General features: G+C 61.5%; 21 protein-coding genes and 1 other RNA gene. 12 read left to right on the top strand and 10 right to left on the bottom strand.

Annotated elements, in window-relative coordinates:
* The first annotated feature begins 10 nt into the window (after positions 1-10).
* A complete protein-coding gene (locus ACD590_RS23085; RefSeq protein WP_028731851.1) occupies positions 11-550 on the top strand; it encodes an SH3 domain-containing protein in 540 nt (179 codons plus the stop codon).
* On the opposite strand, the gene ACD590_RS23080 is transcribed toward ACD590_RS23085, so the two are convergent.
* Positions 543-1,535 carry an adenosine kinase gene (locus tag ACD590_RS23080; protein ID WP_018244277.1) on the bottom strand — a complete coding sequence of 331 codons (993 nt, stop codon included), beginning with the start codon at positions 1,533-1,535 and terminating at the stop codon, positions 543-545. The genes ACD590_RS23085 and ACD590_RS23080 overlap by 8 nt on opposite strands.
* Positions 1,536-2,054: 519 nt before the next feature.
* Between ACD590_RS23080 and ACD590_RS23075 the strand changes: the two genes are divergently transcribed.
* Positions 2,055-3,002, top strand: coding sequence for an AEC family transporter (locus ACD590_RS23075; protein WP_003555804.1), 948 nt, complete (start codon positions 2,055-2,057; stop codon positions 3,000-3,002).
* Between the two features lie 128 nt (positions 3,003-3,130).
* On the opposite strand, the gene ACD590_RS23070 is transcribed toward ACD590_RS23075, so the two are convergent.
* Positions 3,131-3,694: a c-type cytochrome gene (locus tag ACD590_RS23070; protein WP_018244276.1), complete on the bottom strand. Its 564-nt coding sequence runs from the start codon at positions 3,692-3,694 to the stop codon at positions 3,131-3,133.
* 154 nt (positions 3,695-3,848) lie between these two features.
* Between ACD590_RS23070 and ACD590_RS23065 the strand changes: the two genes are divergently transcribed.
* Together ACD590_RS23065 and ACD590_RS23060 are read left to right on the top strand one after the other, a co-directional pair.
* Positions 3,849-4,604, top strand: coding sequence for a 3-deoxy-manno-octulosonate cytidylyltransferase (locus tag ACD590_RS23065; RefSeq protein ID WP_028731852.1), 756 nt, complete (start codon positions 3,849-3,851; stop codon positions 4,602-4,604).
* 10 nt (positions 4,605-4,614) lie between these two features.
* Complete coding sequence (locus ACD590_RS23060) at positions 4,615-5,469, top strand: prephenate dehydratase (protein WP_018070385.1); 855 nt, start codon at positions 4,615-4,617, stop codon at positions 5,467-5,469.
* Between the two features lie 24 nt (positions 5,470-5,493).
* On the opposite strand, the gene ACD590_RS23055 is transcribed toward ACD590_RS23060, so the two are convergent.
* From ACD590_RS23055 to ACD590_RS23035, 5 genes are all read right to left on the bottom strand, one after another.
* Positions 5,494-5,862 carry a VOC family protein gene (locus ACD590_RS23055; RefSeq protein WP_003555800.1) on the bottom strand — a complete coding sequence of 123 codons (369 nt, stop codon included), beginning with the start codon at positions 5,860-5,862 and terminating at the stop codon, positions 5,494-5,496.
* A 195-nt stretch (positions 5,863-6,057) separates the two neighbouring features.
* Entirely contained in the window at positions 6,058-6,318 is a 261-nt protein-coding gene (locus ACD590_RS23050; protein WP_018244273.1) for a hypothetical protein, read from the bottom strand.
* 71 nt (positions 6,319-6,389) lie between these two features.
* Complete coding sequence (locus tag ACD590_RS23045; protein ID WP_018448015.1) at positions 6,390-7,085, bottom strand: helix-turn-helix transcriptional regulator; 696 nt, start codon at positions 7,083-7,085, stop codon at positions 6,390-6,392.
* 4 nt (positions 7,086-7,089) lie between these two features.
* Entirely contained in the window at positions 7,090-8,049 is a 960-nt protein-coding gene (nudC, locus tag ACD590_RS23040) for an NAD(+) diphosphatase (protein ID WP_018244271.1), read from the bottom strand.
* Positions 8,046-8,456 (bottom strand): HIT domain-containing protein, encoded by a 411-nt coding sequence (locus ACD590_RS23035; RefSeq protein ID WP_026242289.1) that lies wholly within the window; start codon positions 8,454-8,456, stop codon positions 8,046-8,048. Before ACD590_RS23035 ends, nudC begins: the two co-directional genes overlap by 4 nt.
* An 89-nt stretch (positions 8,457-8,545) precedes the next feature.
* Here ACD590_RS23035 and ffs point away from each other — a divergent pair.
* The 3 genes from ffs (at position 8,546) to ACD590_RS23020 (ending at position 10,911) form a co-directional block, all read left to right on the top strand.
* Positions 8,546-8,642: signal recognition particle sRNA small type (gene ffs / locus ACD590_RS23030), an RNA gene on the top strand.
* 45 nt (positions 8,643-8,687) lie between these two features.
* On the top strand, positions 8,688-10,565 hold the full coding sequence (locus ACD590_RS23025) for a DNA polymerase III subunit gamma/tau (RefSeq protein ID WP_018244270.1): 1,878 nt from the start codon (positions 8,688-8,690) through the stop codon (positions 10,563-10,565).
* Positions 10,566-10,587: 22 nt separating this feature from the next.
* Positions 10,588-10,911 (top strand): YbaB/EbfC family nucleoid-associated protein, encoded by a 324-nt coding sequence (locus ACD590_RS23020; RefSeq protein ID WP_003555794.1) that lies wholly within the window; start codon positions 10,588-10,590, stop codon positions 10,909-10,911.
* A 25-nt stretch (positions 10,912-10,936) separates the two neighbouring features.
* On the opposite strand, the gene ACD590_RS23015 is transcribed toward ACD590_RS23020, so the two are convergent.
* On the bottom strand, positions 10,937-11,554 hold the full coding sequence (locus tag ACD590_RS23015) for an MOSC domain-containing protein (protein WP_439003411.1): 618 nt from the start codon (positions 11,552-11,554) through the stop codon (positions 10,937-10,939).
* Between the two features lie 57 nt (positions 11,555-11,611).
* Between ACD590_RS23015 and recR the strand changes: the two genes are divergently transcribed.
* Together recR and ACD590_RS23005 are read left to right on the top strand one after the other, a co-directional pair.
* The gene (gene recR / locus ACD590_RS23010) at positions 11,612-12,217 is read left to right on the top strand and encodes a recombination mediator RecR (RefSeq protein WP_003555792.1); all 606 of its coding nucleotides are present in this window, start codon (positions 11,612-11,614) and stop codon (positions 12,215-12,217) included.
* Between the two features lie 11 nt (positions 12,218-12,228).
* On the top strand, positions 12,229-13,476 hold the full coding sequence (locus ACD590_RS23005; protein ID WP_439003410.1) for a lytic murein transglycosylase: 1,248 nt from the start codon (positions 12,229-12,231) through the stop codon (positions 13,474-13,476).
* 6 nt (positions 13,477-13,482) lie between these two features.
* On the opposite strand, the gene ACD590_RS23000 is transcribed toward ACD590_RS23005, so the two are convergent.
* Both ACD590_RS23000 and ACD590_RS22995 read right to left on the bottom strand, forming a co-directional pair.
* Positions 13,483-13,938 carry a GNAT family N-acetyltransferase gene (locus ACD590_RS23000; protein WP_018448022.1) on the bottom strand — a complete coding sequence of 152 codons (456 nt, stop codon included), beginning with the start codon at positions 13,936-13,938 and terminating at the stop codon, positions 13,483-13,485.
* 23 nt (positions 13,939-13,961) lie between these two features.
* Positions 13,962-15,641, bottom strand: coding sequence for an MFS transporter (locus ACD590_RS22995; RefSeq protein ID WP_197730794.1), 1,680 nt, complete (start codon positions 15,639-15,641; stop codon positions 13,962-13,964).
* A gap of 198 nt (positions 15,642-15,839) precedes the next feature.
* Here ACD590_RS22995 and rimP point away from each other — a divergent pair, with 198 nt between their 5' ends.
* Genes rimP through ACD590_RS22980 form a run of 3 tightly spaced genes read left to right on the top strand, consistent with a single transcriptional unit; the run spans position 15,840 to position 18,796 of the window.
* Positions 15,840-16,445, top strand: coding sequence for a ribosome maturation factor RimP (rimP, locus tag ACD590_RS22990; RefSeq protein WP_018244264.1), 606 nt, complete (start codon positions 15,840-15,842; stop codon positions 16,443-16,445).
* A gap of 60 nt (positions 16,446-16,505) precedes the next feature.
* Positions 16,506-18,107, top strand: coding sequence for a transcription termination factor NusA (gene nusA, locus ACD590_RS22985; protein WP_018244263.1), 1,602 nt, complete (start codon positions 16,506-16,508; stop codon positions 18,105-18,107).
* Positions 18,104-18,796, top strand: a complete 693-nt coding sequence (locus ACD590_RS22980; RefSeq protein WP_017989926.1) for an RNA-binding protein — start codon at positions 18,104-18,106, stop codon at positions 18,794-18,796. Before nusA ends, ACD590_RS22980 begins: the two co-directional genes overlap by 4 nt.
* Positions 18,797-18,888: the final 92 nt, after the last annotated feature.

Below are 18,888 nucleotides of genomic sequence, written 5' to 3'. Positions count from 1 at the left end.
GGAAACTTCCATGCGCAGCAAAGTCCTGAAGTCCTGCCTCGCCCTTGCCATCGCACTGGCCGCATCCATGGGAAGTGTCGAATTCGCCCATGCGCAGGCGGCCAAGGGGCCAAGCGGACTGCCATTGCCGCGTTTCGTCACGCTGAAATCCAAGCGCGTCAACCTGCGCATCGGTCCGGGAACGGATTACGCCGTTTCGTGGATGTACCTGAAATCCGGCCTGCCGGTGGAGATCATCCAGGAATACGACAACTGGCGCCGCATCCGCGATGCCGACGGCACCGAAGGCTGGGTCAACCAATCGCTGCTGTCCGGCCAACGCGCGGCGATTGCCGCCCCGTGGATGAAGACCAAGGGCAAAGGCGTCTATGTCAATCTGCGCCGCGAAGCGCAGCCCTCCGCCTCGATCGTTGCCAAGCTAGAACCCGGCGTGATGATCACCATTGGCGAATGCAACGGCGACTGGTGCCGCGCCGAAACCGACGGCGCCTCGGGCTGGGTGGCGCAGTCGGAGATCTGGGGCGCCTATCCTGGCGAAGCCTTCAAATAAGCCCCGCCCGTTTGGCTGCCTCGGAAAGCGAGGTCATCGGGCGCGGGCCGATCTGCTGGATGACGATGCCGGCAGCCAGGCAACCGAGCTTGCCGCAATCTTCCAAAGAACGTCCCTGGGTGTAGCCATAGAGGAAGCCAGAGGCGAACAAATCGCCGGCACCCGTCGTATCCACAACTTCCTTGATCCGGATCGCATCGACGTAAAAACGCTCACGGCCCTTCAGGATGACGGCACCATTCTCGCTCATCGTCACAGCGGCGATTTTGCAATCGGCGGCGATCCTGTTCAGCGCCTCCTCGAAATCGTCGGTCTCGTAGAGCGACAGCGCTTCCTGGCGATTGGCGAAGACGATATCGACCTTGCCGGAGCGCATCAGATCGAGGAATTCGCCGCGATAGCGGTCGACGCAGAAACTGTCGGACAGCGTCATCGACACTTCGCGGCCGTTTTCATGGGCGATGCGGGCACAATCGAGGATGGCTTCCTTGGCGCGCGGCGGATCCCAGAGATAACCTTCGAAATAGGTGACCTTGGCGTTGGCCACGACGTCGGTCTCGACGTCTTCCGGGCCGAGCTCGACGCAAGCGCCCAGATAGGTGTTCATCGAGCGCTCGCCATCCTCGGTGACGAAGATCATCGAACGTGCCGTCGGCGGGAAGGTGCCCTTGGGCCGGGTCTGGTAGTGGACGCCCTGGGCGCGGATGTCGTGCGCGAAGATATCACCGAGCTGATCTTCGGCGACATTGCCGAAATAGGCAGCTTTGCCGCCGAGGTTAGCCACGCCAGCCGCCGTGTTACCGGCGCTGCCGCCGGAGGCTTCGAGCGCCGGTCCCATGCGCGAGTACAAGAGTTCAGCGCGTTCGGCATCGATGAGGTTCATCGCCGCCTTGGTGATCTGGTTGTCAATGAGGAACTGGTCGTCGCAACGGGCAATGATATCCACGATTGCGTTGCCGACTGTCAGAACATCGAATCTTGTCATGAAATGGGGGGTCCCGGATTTTGTGATAGCCGGGGTTTGGTCTTAGCGAAATTTCCGCGGTTTGGAAGGATAAATGGTGGATGGCGCATCTATTTCTTCGCAAAAGTGCCGCCTATTCGTCATGTCCCTGTCATCTTCCAAATCTAGAAATACTCGCAAGAAGACCGGCATGAGCAGCTTTCAGTTGCAGCCGGGCGCACGAGGGATGATCCCTTCGATCTTACCGGCGCGACGCTGACCACGGATGAACTGGCAGCTTCGTGATCCGGGTTTCCGGCAAGACCGGAGCGGAAAAGCGGGCTATGCCCGCTTTTTTTGTTTTGCCGATGCGCCTGATTGGACGGCGATTGCCTTTTCAATCCAAGCGGTTTGCTGCTACTGCATAATTCCTTAAATCGGAATCGATTTAAGGATAAAATTATGCAGCAATTCAAAGTGCTACAGCGTCCTTTGCGGCTCTCGAAAAGACGCGCGGCGCTGTAGACGTCGAATACTCCCCCGCGCAGAGCAACCTCCCCCATGTCAGCCATCATTCTCGACGTCCTTCCCATCTTCATCCTGATTCTCATCGGCTGGGTGATCGTCCGCAGCGGATTGATGGCGTCGAATGTCGGCGAAGCGCTCAGCGAATTCGTCTTCAAGATCGCCGTGCCGCTTCTGCTCTTCCGCACCATCGCCGAGGCGGATTTTCATGGCGCCTCGCCCTTCCGACTCTGGATCGTCTATTTTTCCGGCGTTGCCATCACCTGGACGGCCGGCCATATCGCGGCCACACGCCTCTTCGGCCGCGACGAACGGATCGGCGTGCTGGCCGGCGTTTCCTCGGCCTTCGCCAACAATATTTTCATCGGCCTGCCGCTGGTCGAGCGAACCGTCGGCGACGAAGGGCTGGTGGCGCTGTCGATCCTGCTTGCCGTGCATCTGCCGGTGATGATGGTCGCCGGCACGGTCCTGATGGAGCATGCCGAGCGCAAGATCGCCGGCAAAAGCGATCGCAGCATGGTGCTCGTGCTTCGCCAGATCGCGGTCAATCTCGTGCGCAACCCGCTGGTGATCGGGCTTGCGGCCGGCATGGCAATGCACCTTTCCGGTCTCACCATGCCGACGACGGTGGCAACGGTCGTCGGGCAGATCGCCGGCATTGCCGGTCCGGCGGCGCTGATATCGCTTGGCATGGCGCTGGAGAGATACGGCGTCTCCGGCAATCTCGGCATCGCCAGCGTCACCTCGACCTTGAAGCTGCTGCTGCTGCCCGGCTGCGTGTGGGCGGCGAGCCATCTCCTCGGTCTCAGTCCCGAATGGACGGCAGCAATCGTGCTGACTTCCTCCGTCCCGACAGGCGTCAACGCCTGGCTGATTGCCAATCGCTTCGGCGTCGGTCACAGCCTCGCCGCCTCGACGATCACGGTGACGACGGCGCTCGGCGCCATCACGGTCTCGCTCTGGGCCTATTTCCTCGGCGCCTAAAGCGCGTCGTAATGTCGTTAGCGCAAAACCGCTGCACAGTTTTGCGCGACATGCTTTAAGCGGCTCTCTGCACAACGAAAAGCCCGGCTTGCGGGCCGGGCTTCGATGTCATGCGATTGTCTGCCACGTCACTGCGTTGCGGCGTTCGGATCCGGCAGCGGCACCGGCGAATCGGCGAGCGTGTGCAGGTAAAGAATGACGTTGGCGCGGTCCTGATCCTTCGCCAGACCGGCGAAGCCCATGGCGGTGCCCGGAACGTCCTTCTTCGGCGCCAGCAGGAACTTGTTGAGAAATTCGAAAGTCCACTTCTCGCTGCTGCCCTTGGAGAAATCCTTCATGGCAGCGGAATAGGCGAAGCCTTCATGCGAGGCGATCGGGCGATCTACGACACCAAAGAGGTTGGGACCGACCTTGTTCGGTCCCCCTTTGGTGCCGTCATGACAGGCCTGACACTTCTTGAAGACCGTTTCACCGGCCTTGGCATCTGCAGAAGCGAGCAATTGCGCGATCGGAACAGCAACGGCAGGCGCAGCCTCACCACCAGCGGCGGGCGCCTCTTCGGCAACGATCGCGAAACCTTCCTTTTCCGGTGCTTCGGAATGGAAGATCCCTTCGGACGCGATGGAGACCGACATCAGAACGAAAATCGTTCCGAGCAGCGCCCCCACGGCCGTATTGACGTATGAATTCATCTGCAATGCTCCCCTTGCAGCCGGCAGACCATAAACCGGACCATCTTGAAATCGCGCGGAACCTATGTCTTTTGGTTGATCGTTGCAACTGTCTAAATGGTCTTGTGCGTGAGACTTTTTGACACTTTTCAGCCCGGAATAGAAGGCCCGAACAATGAGTGATTCAAATTTAGACGGCGTGCTCGTATTGATCCCGGCGCGCATGGCCTCCACCCGGCTTCCGGGCAAGCCGCTCGCCGATATTTGCGGCCTGCCGATGATCGTCCAGGTGGCGCTACGCGCCAGGGAGGCAGCCATCGGCCGCGTTGTCGTCGCCGTCGACGATGATCGAGTGTTCGATGCCGTCGCCGCCGCCGGCTTCGAAGTCGTCATGACCCGCGTAGACCACCAATCGGGTTCTGATCGAATCTTTGAGGCGCTGAAGAAAGTCGATCCGGACGGAAAGGCGAAAATCATCGTCAACGTCCAGGGCGATCTGCCGACGATCGATCCCGAAACGGTGCGCGCGGCTTTGCGCCCTCTCGAGAACGAGGCGGTCGATATCGGAACGCTGACAACCGAAATCGACAATGAGGAGGACAAGACCGCGCCGCACATCGTCAAGATCGTCGGCTCGCCGATTTCCGACGCCCGGCTGCACGCGCTCTACTTCACGCGGGCAACGGCCCCTTACGGCCAAGGGCCGCTCTACCACCATATCGGCCTCTATGCTTATCGGCGGGCGGCGCTCGAACGGTTCGTCTCGCTCGGTCCTTCGACGCTCGAAAAGCGCGAATCGCTGGAGCAGCTACGGGCGCTGGAAGCCGGCATGCGCATCGACGCCGAGATCGTTGACACGGTTCCGCTCGGTGTCGATACTCCCGCCGACCTCGAAAAAGCGCGGCGCATCCTCTCCGCAAAGTCGAACTGACGGAACCATCATGAACATCAAGACCAACAGGATCGCCTTCCAGGGCGAATTCGGCGCCAATTCCGATATGGCCAGCCGCGACATGTTTCCGACCATGGAGCCGCTGCCCTGTCAGACCTTCGAGGATGCGTTCACGGCAGTCGACAACGGCGACGCCGATATCGCGATGATCCCGATCGAGAACACGATTGCCGGGCGCGTCGCCGATATCCACCATCTGCTGCCGGAGTCGCGGCTGCACATTATCGGCGAATATTTCATGCCGATCCGCTTCCAGCTGATGGTGCTGCCCGGTGTCACCAAGGACGAGATCCGCACGGTGCACAGCCATATCCACGCGCTCGGCCAGTGCCGGAAGATCGTTCGCGCCAACGGCTGGAAGCCGGTGATCGCCGGCGATACGGCAGGGGCGGCAAAGCTCGTCAAGGAAACCGGCGACCGCTCGATGGCCGCCTTGGCACCACGCCTTGCCGCCGATCTCTACGGGCTCGAGATCATTGCCGAAAATGTCGAGGATACCGAAAACAATGTCACCCGTTTCGTCGTCCTGTCCCGCGACGAGGAATGGGCGCAGCGGAATTCGGCGGAAGAAAAGGTCGTCACCACCTTCGTCTTCAACGTCCGCAACATTCCGGCCGCGCTCTACAAGGCGCTCGGCGGTTTTGCCACCAACAACATCAACATGACGAAGCTCGAAAGCTACCAGCTCGGCGGAAAATTCGTGGCGACGCAGTTTTATGCCGATATCGAAGGCCATCCGAACGATCCGAACGTGCGCCGGGCGTTGGAGGAACTGCGGTTCTTTTCCGAGAAAGTCCGCATCCTCGGGGTCTACAAGGGGCATGCGATGCGAGGCCTGCTGTAAGGCAAGCCCCGCAAGTCGCCTGAATTATTTATCCGGCTCACAGACACGCAGCCGATGCCCATCCGGATCGAGCACGACGAAGGTCGGGCCGAAATCCAGTTCGGTCAGTTCCTGGGCGATCGGCAGACCGCGCTGGCGCCAGTCCTCATAATGTCTGGCGACAGCATTTTCTCCCTCGACCATGAAGGCCACTTCGCCGCGGTTGCCGATGGCGGAGGGCTGCGGTTCGACCTTGCTGCGCCGCCAGAGACCGAGCGTGAAGCCACCCTCGAGCGGAAAAGCGACGAAATTCGGCGCCTCCACGGCCGGTTCGCGATTGAGCAGGTTCCGGTAGAAACTGGCGCTTTCACCGGGGTCCTTGACGTAAAGAATGATGAGATTGGGGCTGGTCATTTCGGTTCTCCCGTTATTTAAGAATGGCGCCGCGAGAGGCCTCGTCTGCTGACAGATTATGGCAGCAGATTACCGAGGGCGTTGCGATCGCAACGCCCCGTTCTCGTCGGGCAGAGTGTTGATAAGGATGGGCGGCCTAAAGCGGTCGCGCATGTCGTTGTCGCAAAACCGCTGCACACTTTTGCGCGATATGCTTTAGAGCGGAAAACGGTCCTCGCAGCGCGGGTCGCGTCCGTCGATGAAGCCGAGGTCGCGCTTCAAGTAATCCGGTGTCGCTTCAAGGTCGAGGCCGGTGCGGTCTCCTCTGCGAAATCGGAAAATGTTCATGACCAGGTCCAGCAGGCCGGACGGCGCTGACTGGCGAACATCGGCAAAAGTCTCGGCCGAAATGACATCGGCAAAGGCCTCGGCCGCAAAACGGTCGTTGGTGAAATGAATGGCTGGAGGCGTTACCATGATCAGTACTCCTTCCTGGTGGATTGGCACTGATAATAACTCCATCTGCTGACAGTTTATGGCAGCAGCGTTCAGTTCTCCATCGGCACGTCCTGCGTCTCGCGCCATTCCTTGAGGAGCACCGTGCGGCGGCGCGGATAACGCCCCTCATGCAACGCCATATCGATGATGCGATCGGTGCGGAAATGGCGAAAATCCTGGCGCAGTTCGCACCAGGCCATGAGGACGCGCACATGCTCGAAATAGCCGAGCGCGAAGGGCCAGACGCGGCGGCGCGAAATACGACCCTGCTCGTCGCCATAATGCAGTTCGAGGATACGCTCCAGGCGGATCGCCCTACGGATGGCCGAGACATCGGCCTTGTCCTCGTCCCTGCGTTTAGGGCCGACGAAAAGCGCTGCCGAATCGATCATCTCTCGCATATCGGCCGGCAGCACGGCGGCAATCTTGGCCAGCGCGTCGGCGCCAGCGCCGGCAAGGCGCGGCTCGGCGGCGCGGGCAACCCAGCGCGAGCCGAGCACCAATGCCTCCAGCTCTTCTTCGGAAAACATCATCGGCGGGAGCATGAAACCGGGCTTCAGCACATAACCGATGCCGGCTTCGCCTTCGATCATCGCACCCTGGGCCTGCAGGCTGGCAATATCGCGATAGAGCGTGCGCAGGCTGACACCGGTCTCCTCAGCGAGCACCGAGCCGGTCACCGGCCGCCGGTAACGCCGGAGCGTCTGGAGCAGCGTCAGCAGCCGTTCCGAGCGGGCGACCGGCATGGCGCTACCGCTTCCACTCCACCCAGTCACGCATCAGGCGGTGGGCGATCGCCCCTTTCGGCGGCGAGGCCTTGCCTGTCGCGCTCGGGCGTTCCAGCATCTCGATCGTTTCCTCGCGGGTAAACCAGCGACAATCCTCCAGTTCCGTCTCATCGCGGCTGATTTCGGTGGATTTCGCCTCGGCGTAACAACCGATCATCAGGGAATGCGGCATCGGCCAGGGCTGCGAGGCGTGGTAGCGGATGCGGCCGGTGCGGATGCCCGATTCCTCCAGCGTTTCGCGACGCACGGCGTTCTCGATGGTCTCGCCGGGTTCGAGGAAGCCGGCAAGACAAGAATACATGCCGGGCGCGAAATGCGGGCTGCGGCCGAGCAGGCAGAGGTCGCGCTGCTCATCGACCGTCAGCATGATGACCACGGGGTCGGTTCGGGGGAAGATCATGTGCTCGCAGGCGGCGCAGACGCGCTTGTAGCCGCCGATGTGGATCTCCATCGCCGAGCCGCAGCGGCCGCAGAAGCGATTGTCGCCGTTCCAGCGGATGAGGCTTGCGGCCTGGGCGAATTCACCGAGCAACACTTCGTCGATCAGCATTTCGCGAAACAGCGTGCGGCCGTCGGCAGGCTTGTACTGGCTGGTGAGGTCGTCGACATCGATGCCGACGGGAACGGCAAGGCGCGGCTCGCCGGTCTTGCGGTAGCCGAGAAGCACCGTTTCATCCCAATCCGGCTGCAATCCCTGCAGCTCATAGCGGGCAAAGAGCGGGTCGAGCACCTGGCCGTCATGCTTCAGCACCAGCTTATCCCCCGCGAAGGCGAAGATATGGGTGCCTTCCTTTGCCAGCGCCTTTTCGACGGATTGTTCATCGCGATGTTCGGAATCGCGATTGAGGTCGTTGGCGGCAAAGGCCGTGAGATTGCTGGGTTCCGGATGCGGCACATCCGAATCGAAAAGCGAATGACTCATGATGAAAGGGCTTCCCGCAGCTTCGCTATAAATTCGTCTCTCTTTCCGTCCTCGTAGGGCTCCGCGCGCCCGAAGCCCCAGACGGGACCCGGCCAGTTGGCATCGCCTTCGAAGCGGGCAATGATATGAACATGAAGCTGGCGGACGATATTGCCAAGAGCCCCGACATTGATTTTTGTCGCGCCGGTGATCTCCTTCAGCGCCTTGGCGACCAGCTCCGTCTCGAAGGCAAGCAGCACCTGGTCGAGCGGCGTCAGCTCGAAGATTTCCGTGATACCAGCCCGGCGCGGCACGAGAATGAGCCAGGGCCAGCGGGCATCCCTCGACAATCTCAGATCGCAGAGACCGGTGACCATGATGCTGACGCTGTCGTTTTCCAGCCGAGGGTCGAGCGCGAAACCTTTCAAAGGGCATTCTCCTCATGTTTTCCAACGACTAGCAGTTTTTTTGCATGTTGGCTTGCTTTTGATGACGATATTGCCGATATGTGCATCCGGGAGGTTGGTGGTGGACGAGCCACTCGCCAACCGGGTCAGGTCCGGAAGGAAGCAGCCCTAACGAGCCCGGCACGGGTCATCGTGCCAGCCTCCCACCTTCTCTCCACGAAGTGCCCGACGATCCGGGCGACAAGCAGGGCGATGAGCGACACCGAGCGACAATCAAAAGATGCCGCCTCGACGGGCACCGGATACCGGGTGCTGGCTCGCAAATACCGCCCCAAGGATTTCACGGACTTGATGGTCGGCCAGGAGCCGATGGTCCGTACCCTCACCAACGCCTTCGAAACCGGCCGCATCGCGCAAGCCTATATGCTGACGGGTGTGCGCGGTGTCGGCAAAACGACGACGGCGCGCATCCTGGCGCGGGCGCTGAACTACAAGACATCGGAAATCGACAAGCCGACGATCGACCTTCGCACGCCGGGCGAGCACTGCCAGGCGATCATGGAAGGCCGGCATGTCGACGTGATCGAGATGGATGCCGCCTCCCATACCGGTATCGACGATATCCGCGAGATCATCGAGCAGGTGCGGTACCGACCGGTTTCGGCGCGCTACAAGGTCTATATCATCGACGAAGTGCATATGCTGTCGACGCAGGCCTTTAACGGCCTGTTGAAGACGCTGGAAGAGCCGCCGGAGCATGTGAAATTCATCTTCGCCACTACCGAAATCCGCAAGGTTCCGATCACCGTGCTGTCGCGCTGCCAGCGCTTCGACCTGCGCCGTATCAGCGCCTCCGATCTCGTCGGGCTGTTCACGACGATCGCCGCCAAGGAAGGCATCGAGGCGGAAGCCGATGCGCTGGCGATGATCGCGCGTGCTGCCGAAGGTTCGGCGCGCGACGGCCTGTCGCTGCTCGACCAGGCAATCGCCCATGGCGCAGGCGTCGTGCAGGCGGAAGCCGTGCGCGGCATGCTCGGCCTTGCCGATCGCGCCCGGATCGTCGATCTCTTCCAGCATATCGTCAAAGGCGATGTGGCCGCCGCGCTCGGCGAGTTCCAGAACCAATACGAAGCCGGCGCCAATCCGGTGGTGGTGCTGACCGATCTTGCCGATTTCACCCATCTGGTGACGCGGCTGAAATATGTGCCGGATGCGGCAAACGATCCTTCGCTCAGCGAGGTCGAACGCACCAAGGCGGCGGAATTCGCCAAGGGCGTTGCGGTGACGACGCTGTCGCGCATCTGGCAGATGCTGCTGAAGGGCATTCCGGAAACGGAAGGCTCGTCGCGGACGGCAGGGGCAGCCGAGATGGTACTGATCCGGCTTGCACATGCCGCGCATCTGCCGGCGCCCGAAGATGCGGCGCGGCGGCTTGCTGAATTTTCCGGCGACAATTCCGGCCCGCGGCCTGCGGCTCCGCCGTCCGGCAATGGCGGCGGCAACGGGACACGGGTTTCCTATCAGAACAGTGTCGCGGCGCGTGCCGCGGAAGCCGCACCGAGCCCGCCACAGCCTTCGGCGCCGGTCGCGATGCTGCGTGCCGTGCCGAGCAGCCAGCCCGAGACCATGTCTGTCGGGCGGATCGAGCCAAAACCGGCGGAAGCCCTAAAGCCGCTCGTCCCGGTCAATTCGGTCAATGATATCGTCAACCTCGCCACCGAGAAACGCGATCCGAAGCTGAAGGCGATGGTGCGCACCTTCCTGCGCCCCGTGCGGATCGAAGCCGGCCGGCTCGACGTCAGCTTGGCTCCCGGTGCGCCGACGACGCTGCTCAACGAGCTTGCCGTCAAACTGAAGGAATGGACCGGCATCCATTGGATCGTCAGCCTCAGCCGCGACGAGGGCCAGCCGACGCTTGTCGAAGCGGAGGCCAGGACCAGGGAACAGCATGTGATCGACGCGCGCCAGGACCCTGACGTAGCGGCAATCCTTGCGCATTTCCCCGGTGCCAAGATCATCGACGTGCGCGTACGGGCGCCCGAACCGGAGGAGGAAGGCGAGGCGACGCCGCCGGCGGCCGCCGAATCCGAGGAAGGTGACATCCTGCCCGGCGACGACATAGAATTCTAAAGTTTCAACAAGGAGCGAGACGATGCGCGACATCATGGGCATGATGGGCAAAGTCAAGGAAATGCAGGCCAAGATGGAGCAGATGCAGGCGGAGATCGCCGAGCTCACGGCCGAAGGCAAGGCGGGCGGCGGGCTCGTCGCCGTCGTCATATCGGGCAAGGGTGAGCTGAAAAGCCTGAAGATCGATCCGTCGCTGTTCAAGGAAGACGATGTCGAGATCCTCGAGGACCTGATCGTCGCCGCCCACAAGGACGCCAAGGACAAGGCCGAGGCGCTGGCCGCCGAGAAGACCAAGGCCCTGACGGCCGGTCTGCCGATCCCGCCCGGCTTCAAGCTGCCGTTTTGATCTATACGCCACGTATGCCCGGTGGTCAGCGGCCGGCTTCCAACAACGCTCGAAGCTTGTAGTGGATCGGTGAGGCGAGATATCGCGCCCGGTCCGCCTCCGAAAGCCTCCGGCCGAAAGTTTTCATCAGCTCCGGCATCGTCACCTTCTCCCCCGTAAAGAGTCGATGGTCGACTGGCATTCCGGCCTCGGCCACACCGCCTTTGATGACGCGGCAATAGATGCCGGGACGGGCGGCGGCGGTGTAGCGCGCGACGAATCTCGGATCGGCCATCCTGGCGGCGAAGGTGGCGCAGGGAATGCGGCATGACGTGACTTCGAGGACGAAATCGCCGGCGACGAATCGGTCGCCGACTGAGACGTCGCGATTGTCGAGATGCGATATCACCATGTTCTCCCCGAAAGTGCCGGGCTCATAAGGCCTGCCGAGCTCCCTGCTCCACCAGTCGAGTGTCAGCGATCCCTCGACATAAACAGCCTGGTCGACGCCGCCATGGTGTTTGCGGTTGCAGATCGCATCGCCGACAAGACCTTCGGCGTCGATCACCACGGCGCCATTGACGGCATGTTTGAAGATGCCGGTCTTGTAGCTCTTGCCGGGCAGTCTTTCGGGATTGCCGGTGCACAAGGCCAGGATTTTCATGAGACGGGCAATCCTTCCGCGATTCCGTTTCCGTTCCATATCAGCTAAGAACGGCGCATGGCAAAACGAGTCACCGGCCCCGAAATCGAAAAACTCATCCAGCTTCTGGCGAAGGTGCCGGGCCTCGGGCCGCGCTCGGCGCGCCGGGCGGCACTGCATCTGATCAAGAAGAAGGACCAGCTGCTCGGCCCGCTGTCGAATGCGATGGGCGAGGCCTATGACAAGGTGAAGATCTGCTCGCGCTGCGGCAATGTCGATACGGTCGATCCCTGCATTGTCTGCACCGACACGCAACGCGATCAATCCGTCATCATTGTCGTCGAGGACGTATCGGATCTCTGGGCGCTGGAGCGGGCAGGCGCGATGAACGCCGCCTATCATGTGCTCGGCGGCACGCTGTCACCGCTCGACGGGGTCGGTCCTGACGATCTCAATATTCGCGGCCTGATCGACCGGGTCGGCGAAGGCGGCATCCGGGAACTGATCATCGCGGTCAACGCCACAGTCGAGGGACAGACGACGGCGCATTACATCACCGATCAGTTGCAGGGGCTCGACGTGAAGATCACACGGCTGGCGCATGGCGTGCCGGTCGGCGGCGAACTCGACTATCTCGACGAGGGCACGCTTGCGGCGGCACTTCGGGCGCGGACGGTGATATGAGAGGCTTGTCTATGCCGAAGAGCACGGGGATATTCGCACTCGCGTTGGCGGCAGCTCTCTTGCCCCTCTCCTGTTACGCGGCCTCTTCGAAAGCCGATGTCGAGGCGCAGTTCGAGAAATGGGTGCAGAGCGAGCTCTGGCCGGAGGCGAAGGCCAACGGCATTTCGGAGAAGGTCTTTCAAGCAGCTTTCTCTGGCATCACGCTGAACTGGAATTTGCCCGATCTCGCTCCGCCGGGCTTCCCGCCGCCGAAGGAACAGAAGCAGACGCAGGCCGAATTTTCCTCACCCGCTCCCTATTTCAACGAAGACCAACTGAAGAAGCTTGCCGCAACGGGACGCGGCTTTGCCGCCCAATATGGCTCGACGCTGAAGCGGATCGAAAAGACCTATGGCGTGCCGGGCTCGATCGTGCTGGCTATCTGGGGCCGGGAGACGGGCTTCGGTGCGGCGAAGATCCCGAATTCGGCGATCGAGGTGCTGGCGACCAAGGCCTTCATGTCGACGCGCAAGGAGATGTTCCGCACCGAGCTGGTGGCCGCACTCCATATTCTCGACGGCGGCGACGTGACACCTGCCAACTTCAAGGGTTCGTGGGCGGGCGCACTCGGCCAGCCGCAATTCATGCCGACGAGCTATCTGAAATATGCGGTGGATTTCGATGGTGACGGTCACCGCAATATCTGGACCTCGGTGCCCGATACACTCGCCTCGATCGCCAATTACCTGGTCAAAAAAGGCTGGCAGCGCGGCCGCGACTGGGGCTTCGAGGTGTCGATACCGGAGGCGGTCTCCTGCGCACAGGAGGGACCCGATCTGACAAAGCCGCTGTCGCACTGGGCCTCACTCGGCATCGACCGCATCTCCGGCAAGGGCTTTCCCTCAGGCGAGATGAAGGCTGAGGGCATGATGCTGGTACCGGCCGGCCGCGACGGACCGGAATTCATCGTCACCCCGAATTTCTACATCATCAAGGAATATAATAATTCCGATCTGTACGCGCTCTATATCGGCAATCTGGCCGACCGCATCGCCTATAATGGCGGCGCCTTCCAGGGCAGATGGGGCGATGTCGGCAAGATGCTGCGCTCGGACGTCGCCGCCATGCAGAAGGCGCTGGAACGGCAGGGCTATGATGTCGGCGGTTCCGACGGCCTGCCGGGCTACAAGACGCGGCGTTCGATCGGCCAATGGCAGACAAAGAACGGCATGAAGCCGACATGTTTTCCGGAGGCCACGATGAAGGGCAAGCTGAAGTAACCGGCTTCAGAGAGTGCGTTTCAAACCTTCATGGCTGGCGACGAAACCGAGCTTCTCGTAGAAGCGGATTGCATCCCCTCGCGTCTTGTCCGATGTCAGCTGCACGAGGCCGCAGCCACGCTCGGCGCATTGGGCGATCGCCCATTCGATGAAGTGCGAGCCGAGGCCTGAGCCGCGAAGATCGCTTGCGACACGCACGCTTTCGATCTGGCCGCGCCACATGCCCGTCCTGGAAAGGCCTGGAACAAAACTCAGCTGCAGACAGCCGACGACCCGATCGGCCGCATCGGTTGCGACGGCCAGAAGCTGATTGGCGTCCGCCTCGATCGCAGCGAAGGCCGAGAGATAACGCGCGTCGACGGGATCAGAAACGATCTCCCTGGTGCCGCCGAGATCGTCATCGGCCAGAAGCCGGACGATGGCAGCAAGATCGGACGGGCGGGCGAGCCTGAATTTGTACATGCTTGATCTATGCATAGCTGATCTCAATGATGCAGATCGATCGGCGCCTTGTGGAAGACGTCGTCACCCGGTGGAATGGCCTGGCGTTCGATCATCCGGTGGACATGCAGCGGACCTTCGCCGCGGTGAAGCGCACGAAGCCTGTCGGTGTTTTCGGCATCGGCCTGCGTGCGCCGCTGGTTGTGTCTTATGTATTCGACCCAGGTCGGCGTATGGTAGGTTTCCGTCCAAAGGCTGGGATTTTCTAGATCCCGCATCAGCGCCCAGTTGCGGGCCCCGTCGCGGATGCGGATACGGCGGCGCTCGCCCATCAATTCCATGAACTCGGCAAGGTCCTCATCGGCAATCTCGTAATCGACCTGGATGACGATCGGCCCGCTGCGTGGCGTGATGTCGAGACTGAGGGCCGGCTCGGTGAAGCGGTTCAGCGGGTCGAGATTGAGCGAGGCGAAGGCCGGCATCGAAAGACGCAGGCCGATGGCGATGCCGAGCAGCATGACGACGGATGACATCAGCAGCGCATCGGCGACGCCATAGCGATCGGCGGCAATGCCCCACAGCCAGCTGCCGCCGGCAATGCCACCGAAGGTGACGGTCTGATAAAGCGACAACGCACGGCCGACCACCCAGCGCGGCGTCGAAAGCTGAACGATGGTGTTGAAGAGCGAAAGTGCGGAGACCCAGCAGGCGCCGGAGACGAGCAGCCCGGCAGAGGTGAGGAGGGCACTCGGGCTGAAGGCTGCGATAACAGCACTCAGTGCAAAGCCGGCAAAGGAGAGGCGGATGATCATCTCGCTGGAAAGCACCTCGCGAAGCCTGGCATTCAGCACCGCGCCGCCGATCGCGCCGATGCCGAAGGCGCCGAGCATGAAACCATAGGTCAGCGGCCCGCCGGCAACGAGATCGAGGGCGACGACCGGCAGCAGCGCCAGGATCGAGCTGGCACCGATGCCGAAGAGCAGCCCTCTGACAAGGACCTTTTCGAGATTGGGCGACATCGAGACATAACGCAGGCCGGCGAAGATGGCGCTGCCGAGTGCCTCCCGCGGCAGGGTCGAGACGGGCGCGGCTGGCCGCCAGCGCAGCAGCGCATAAATCAACGCGAGGTAACTCAGCGTGTTCACCGCGAAGGCCGCGGCCGCGCCGGCAGCCGCCACGATGACGCCGCCGATTGCCGGGCCGACGCTGCGGGTGATGTTGAAACCCATGCTGTTCAGCGTGACCGCGGCCGGCAGATCGGCGCGCGGCACCATGTCGCCGACCGAGGCCTGCCAGGAGGGATTGTTGAGCGCGGTGCCGCAGCCGATTAGGAAGGTGAAGAAGAGCAGCAGCCAGGGCGTGATCCAGCCGAGAAGGGCTGAGGCCGTCAGCAGCGCCGAGACGGTGAGCATCATGCACTGCGCCGTCAGCATGACCCGGCGGCGGTCATAATTGTCGGCCAGAGCGCCCGATATCAGCGAAAACAGCATAATCGGCAGCGCCGTCGAGGTCTGCACCAGTGCGACCATGTCCTCCGAGGCGGTGATCGTGGTCATCATCCAGGCGGCGCCGACCGCCTGGATCAGGCCGCCGAAATTCGAAGAAAGGCTCGCAAACCAGATGGTGCGGTAGGTATCGTGCCGCAAAGGCGCCAATGTCGACGAAGTGTAGGCCACGATTTCTCCCGCTTTTGTTATTGCGCGCCAACGGCAATATATGCGCAAGACCGGCGCTGGCCATAGGCCTGTTCACGTCGCCGGAAGGGAATTGGCCGAATCGGTCGCAGACCTTGCAATTTCGGAAAAACCCGACTATATGCCTCTCAAATTCTTGATCGCTTGATGAAGAGTGGGCCGCAAGGACCCGCTCTTTTTTATTACCGCGATCGCTTGAACAGCATGAAATTGCGAGGAGCGCACCGCTTGTCGGACATGACAAACGCAGACAACGAACTTGAGCCGCGGCTGATTACCGAAACCGGGCTCGACCAGCGTCTTGCCGATATCATCGAACCCGTTCTCGTCGGCATCGGCTTTCGGCTTATCCGCGTCCGTATGCTGAACCAGAACGGCGCGACGATGCAGGTTATGGCCGAACGCAACGACGGCACGATGTCGGTTCAGGATTGCGAAGAAGTCTCGATGGCGATTTCTCCCGTCCTCGATGTGGAAGATCCGATCGATAAAGAGTATCATCTGGAAGTGTCTTCGCCCGGCATCGACCGTCCGATGGTGCGGAAATCCGATTTCGTCCGCTGGCAGGGCCACCTTGTGAAATGCGAGACATCGATCTTGATCGACAATCGCAAGCGCTTCCGCGGCAAGATCGTCGAAGCAGGCGCAGATGGTTTCACGCTCGAGCGTGACCAGGTTGCCTATGGGGAAGAGCAGAAGGTCACCATTCCCTTCACGGCGCTTAGCGATGCGAAGCTCATTCTGACCGACGACCTGATCCGCGATGCGTTGCGCGCCGACAAGCTGGCGAAAGCCCAGGCCGCCAACCAGAACGAAGCAGAAGACGAAGAATAACCGATCAACAGACCGCTCTAGGGACGGGAACCCGGCGAGTAAAGACGGAGAAACAAGACAATGGCAGTCAGTGCGAACCGGCTCGAACTTCTGCAGATCGCAGATGCAGTGGCGCGCGAAAAAGTCATCGACCGCGAGATCGTGCTGGCCGCAATGGCCGATGCCATCCAGAAGGCGGCACGCTCCCGTTACGGCACCGAGTCCAACATCCGGGCCGACATCAATCCGAAGACCGGCGAAATCCGTCTGCAGCGCCTGCTTGAAGTCGTCGAGAAGGCCGAGGATTATTCGACGCAGATCCCGCTGGAGCTTGCTCGCGACCGCAACCCGGACGCCGCACTCGGCGACTTCATCGCCGATCCGCTGCCGCCGATGGATTTCGGCCGTATCGCCGCACAGTCCGCCAAGCAGGTGATCGTGCAGAAGGTGCGTGAAGCCGAGCGTGACCGCCAGTTCGACGAATTCAAGGATCGCGTCGGCGAAATCGTCAACGGTACCGTCAAGCGCGTCGAATACGGCAACGTCATCGTCGATCTCGGCCGTGGCGAAGGCATCATCCGCCGCGATGAAATGATCCCGCGCGAAAACGTCCGCTATGGCGATCGCGTCCGTGCCTATGTCTATGATGTCCGTCGCGAGCAGCGCGGCCCGCAGATCTTCCTGTCGCGCACGCATCCGCAGTTCATGGTGAAACTCTTCACCATGGAAGTGCCGGAGATTTACGACGGCATCATCCAGGTGAAGTCGGTCGCCCGCGATCCGGGTTCGCGCGCCAAGATTGCGGTGATCTCGAACGACAGCTCGATCGATCCGGTTGGCGCCTGCGTCGGTATGCGCGGCTCGCGCGTTCAGGCCGTCGTCGGCGAGCTCCAGGGCGAGAAGATCGACATCATTCCATGGTCGCAGGACCCGGCGACGTTCGTCGTCAACGCCCTGCAGCCGGCCGAAGTCGCCAAGGTCGTTCTCGATGAGGATGCAGAGCGTATCGAAGTCGTCGTTCCCGACGAGCAGCTGTCGCTTGCGATCGGCCGTCGCGGCCAGAACGTCCGCCTCGCCTCGCAGCTGACCGGCTGGGATATCGACATCATGACGGAGGCCGAGGAATCGGAACGCCGCCAGAAGGAATTCAACGAGCGCACCAACCTGTTCATGGATTCGCTCGATGTCGACGAGATGGTCGGCCAGGTTCTGGCTTCGGAAGGTTTTGCCGCGGTTGAAGAACTGGCTTATGTCGATCTCGACGAAATCTCTTCGATCGACGGTTTCGACGAGGAAACGGCGCAGGAAATCCAGCAGCGCGCCCGCGAATTCCTCGAGCGTCTCGAAGCCGAGATGGACGAGAAGCGCAAGGCGCTCGGTGTTCAGGACGAACTGCGTGAAATCAACGGCATGACCGCCCAGATGATGGTGGCGCTCGGCGAAGACGGCATCAAGACGATCGAGGACTTTGCCGGATGTGCTGCCGACGATCTCGTCGGCTGGACGGAGCGCAAGAACGGCGAAACGAAGAAGTTCGAGGGTCTGTTCTCGAAGTTCGACGTGTCGCGCGTCGAAGCAGAACAGATGATCGTCCAGGCCCGCCTTTCGGCCGGCTGGATCACGCAAGAGGACCTGGATAAGGGGACCGAAGAAGAGGTCACCGAAGCCGAACAAGAAGCATGATGACCGCGCATGAACCGGACGCTCCTCTCGAGGACGACGATCTTGCAGGTTATGACGTGAACGGACGCATGTGCATCGTGACGCGCGAAAGCGGATCGCCGGAAGAGTTGATCCGCTTCGTCGCCGCTCCCGATGGAACAGTTGTCGCCGACCTGAAGCGCGAGCTTCCGGGACGTGGTTGCTGGGTGAAGATCGACCGGTCGCTGGTCGACAGGGCAGTGGCGAAGAAGCTCTTCGCCCGTGCACTGAAGACGGATGTAAAGGCGGCGGACGATCTCGGCGCGAGTGTCGATCGGCTGCTCGCGGCGCAACTGATGCAGATGATGAACATGGCGCGGAAAGCCGGCCAGTTCGTCAGTGGATCCTCGAAAGTGGATGCCGCGGTTAGAAGCGGAGCAGCCCTTGCGGTGTTCCACGCGACTGGGGCAGCGGACGATGGCGTCCGGAAAATCGACCAGGCCCGCAAGGCCTGGCACCTCGGAATGGAGACCGAGGAGGAGATACCTTCCTTCCGTCTCTTCTCGGAGAGCGAAATGGAAGGCCTGATGGGCCAGAATGCTTTTATCCATGCCGCAGTGCTTGCAGGGCAGGCGGGTGAAGGTGTAGTGAAGCGCGCAAAGATGCTCGAACAGTACCGTATTGGCGGTCAGTCCCGGGCAGCGGGCGGCGCTGGCCGGCAAAAACAATGAGGCGGTCACCGGCATCGGCCGGTCCCATACTCATTGATCGACAGTATTGAACGACAGGGTCTGATCTAGTCATCGCTCCCTGTCCGAAGGAA

This window comes from Rhizobium sp. 862_C5_N1_2 (genome assembly GCF_051811205.1).
Lineage (GTDB): Bacteria > Pseudomonadota > Alphaproteobacteria > Rhizobiales > Rhizobiaceae > Rhizobium > Rhizobium leguminosarum.
The sequence above is the reverse complement of the archived record's forward strand: the minus strand, read 5'-3'. Positions and strand labels throughout refer to the sequence as shown.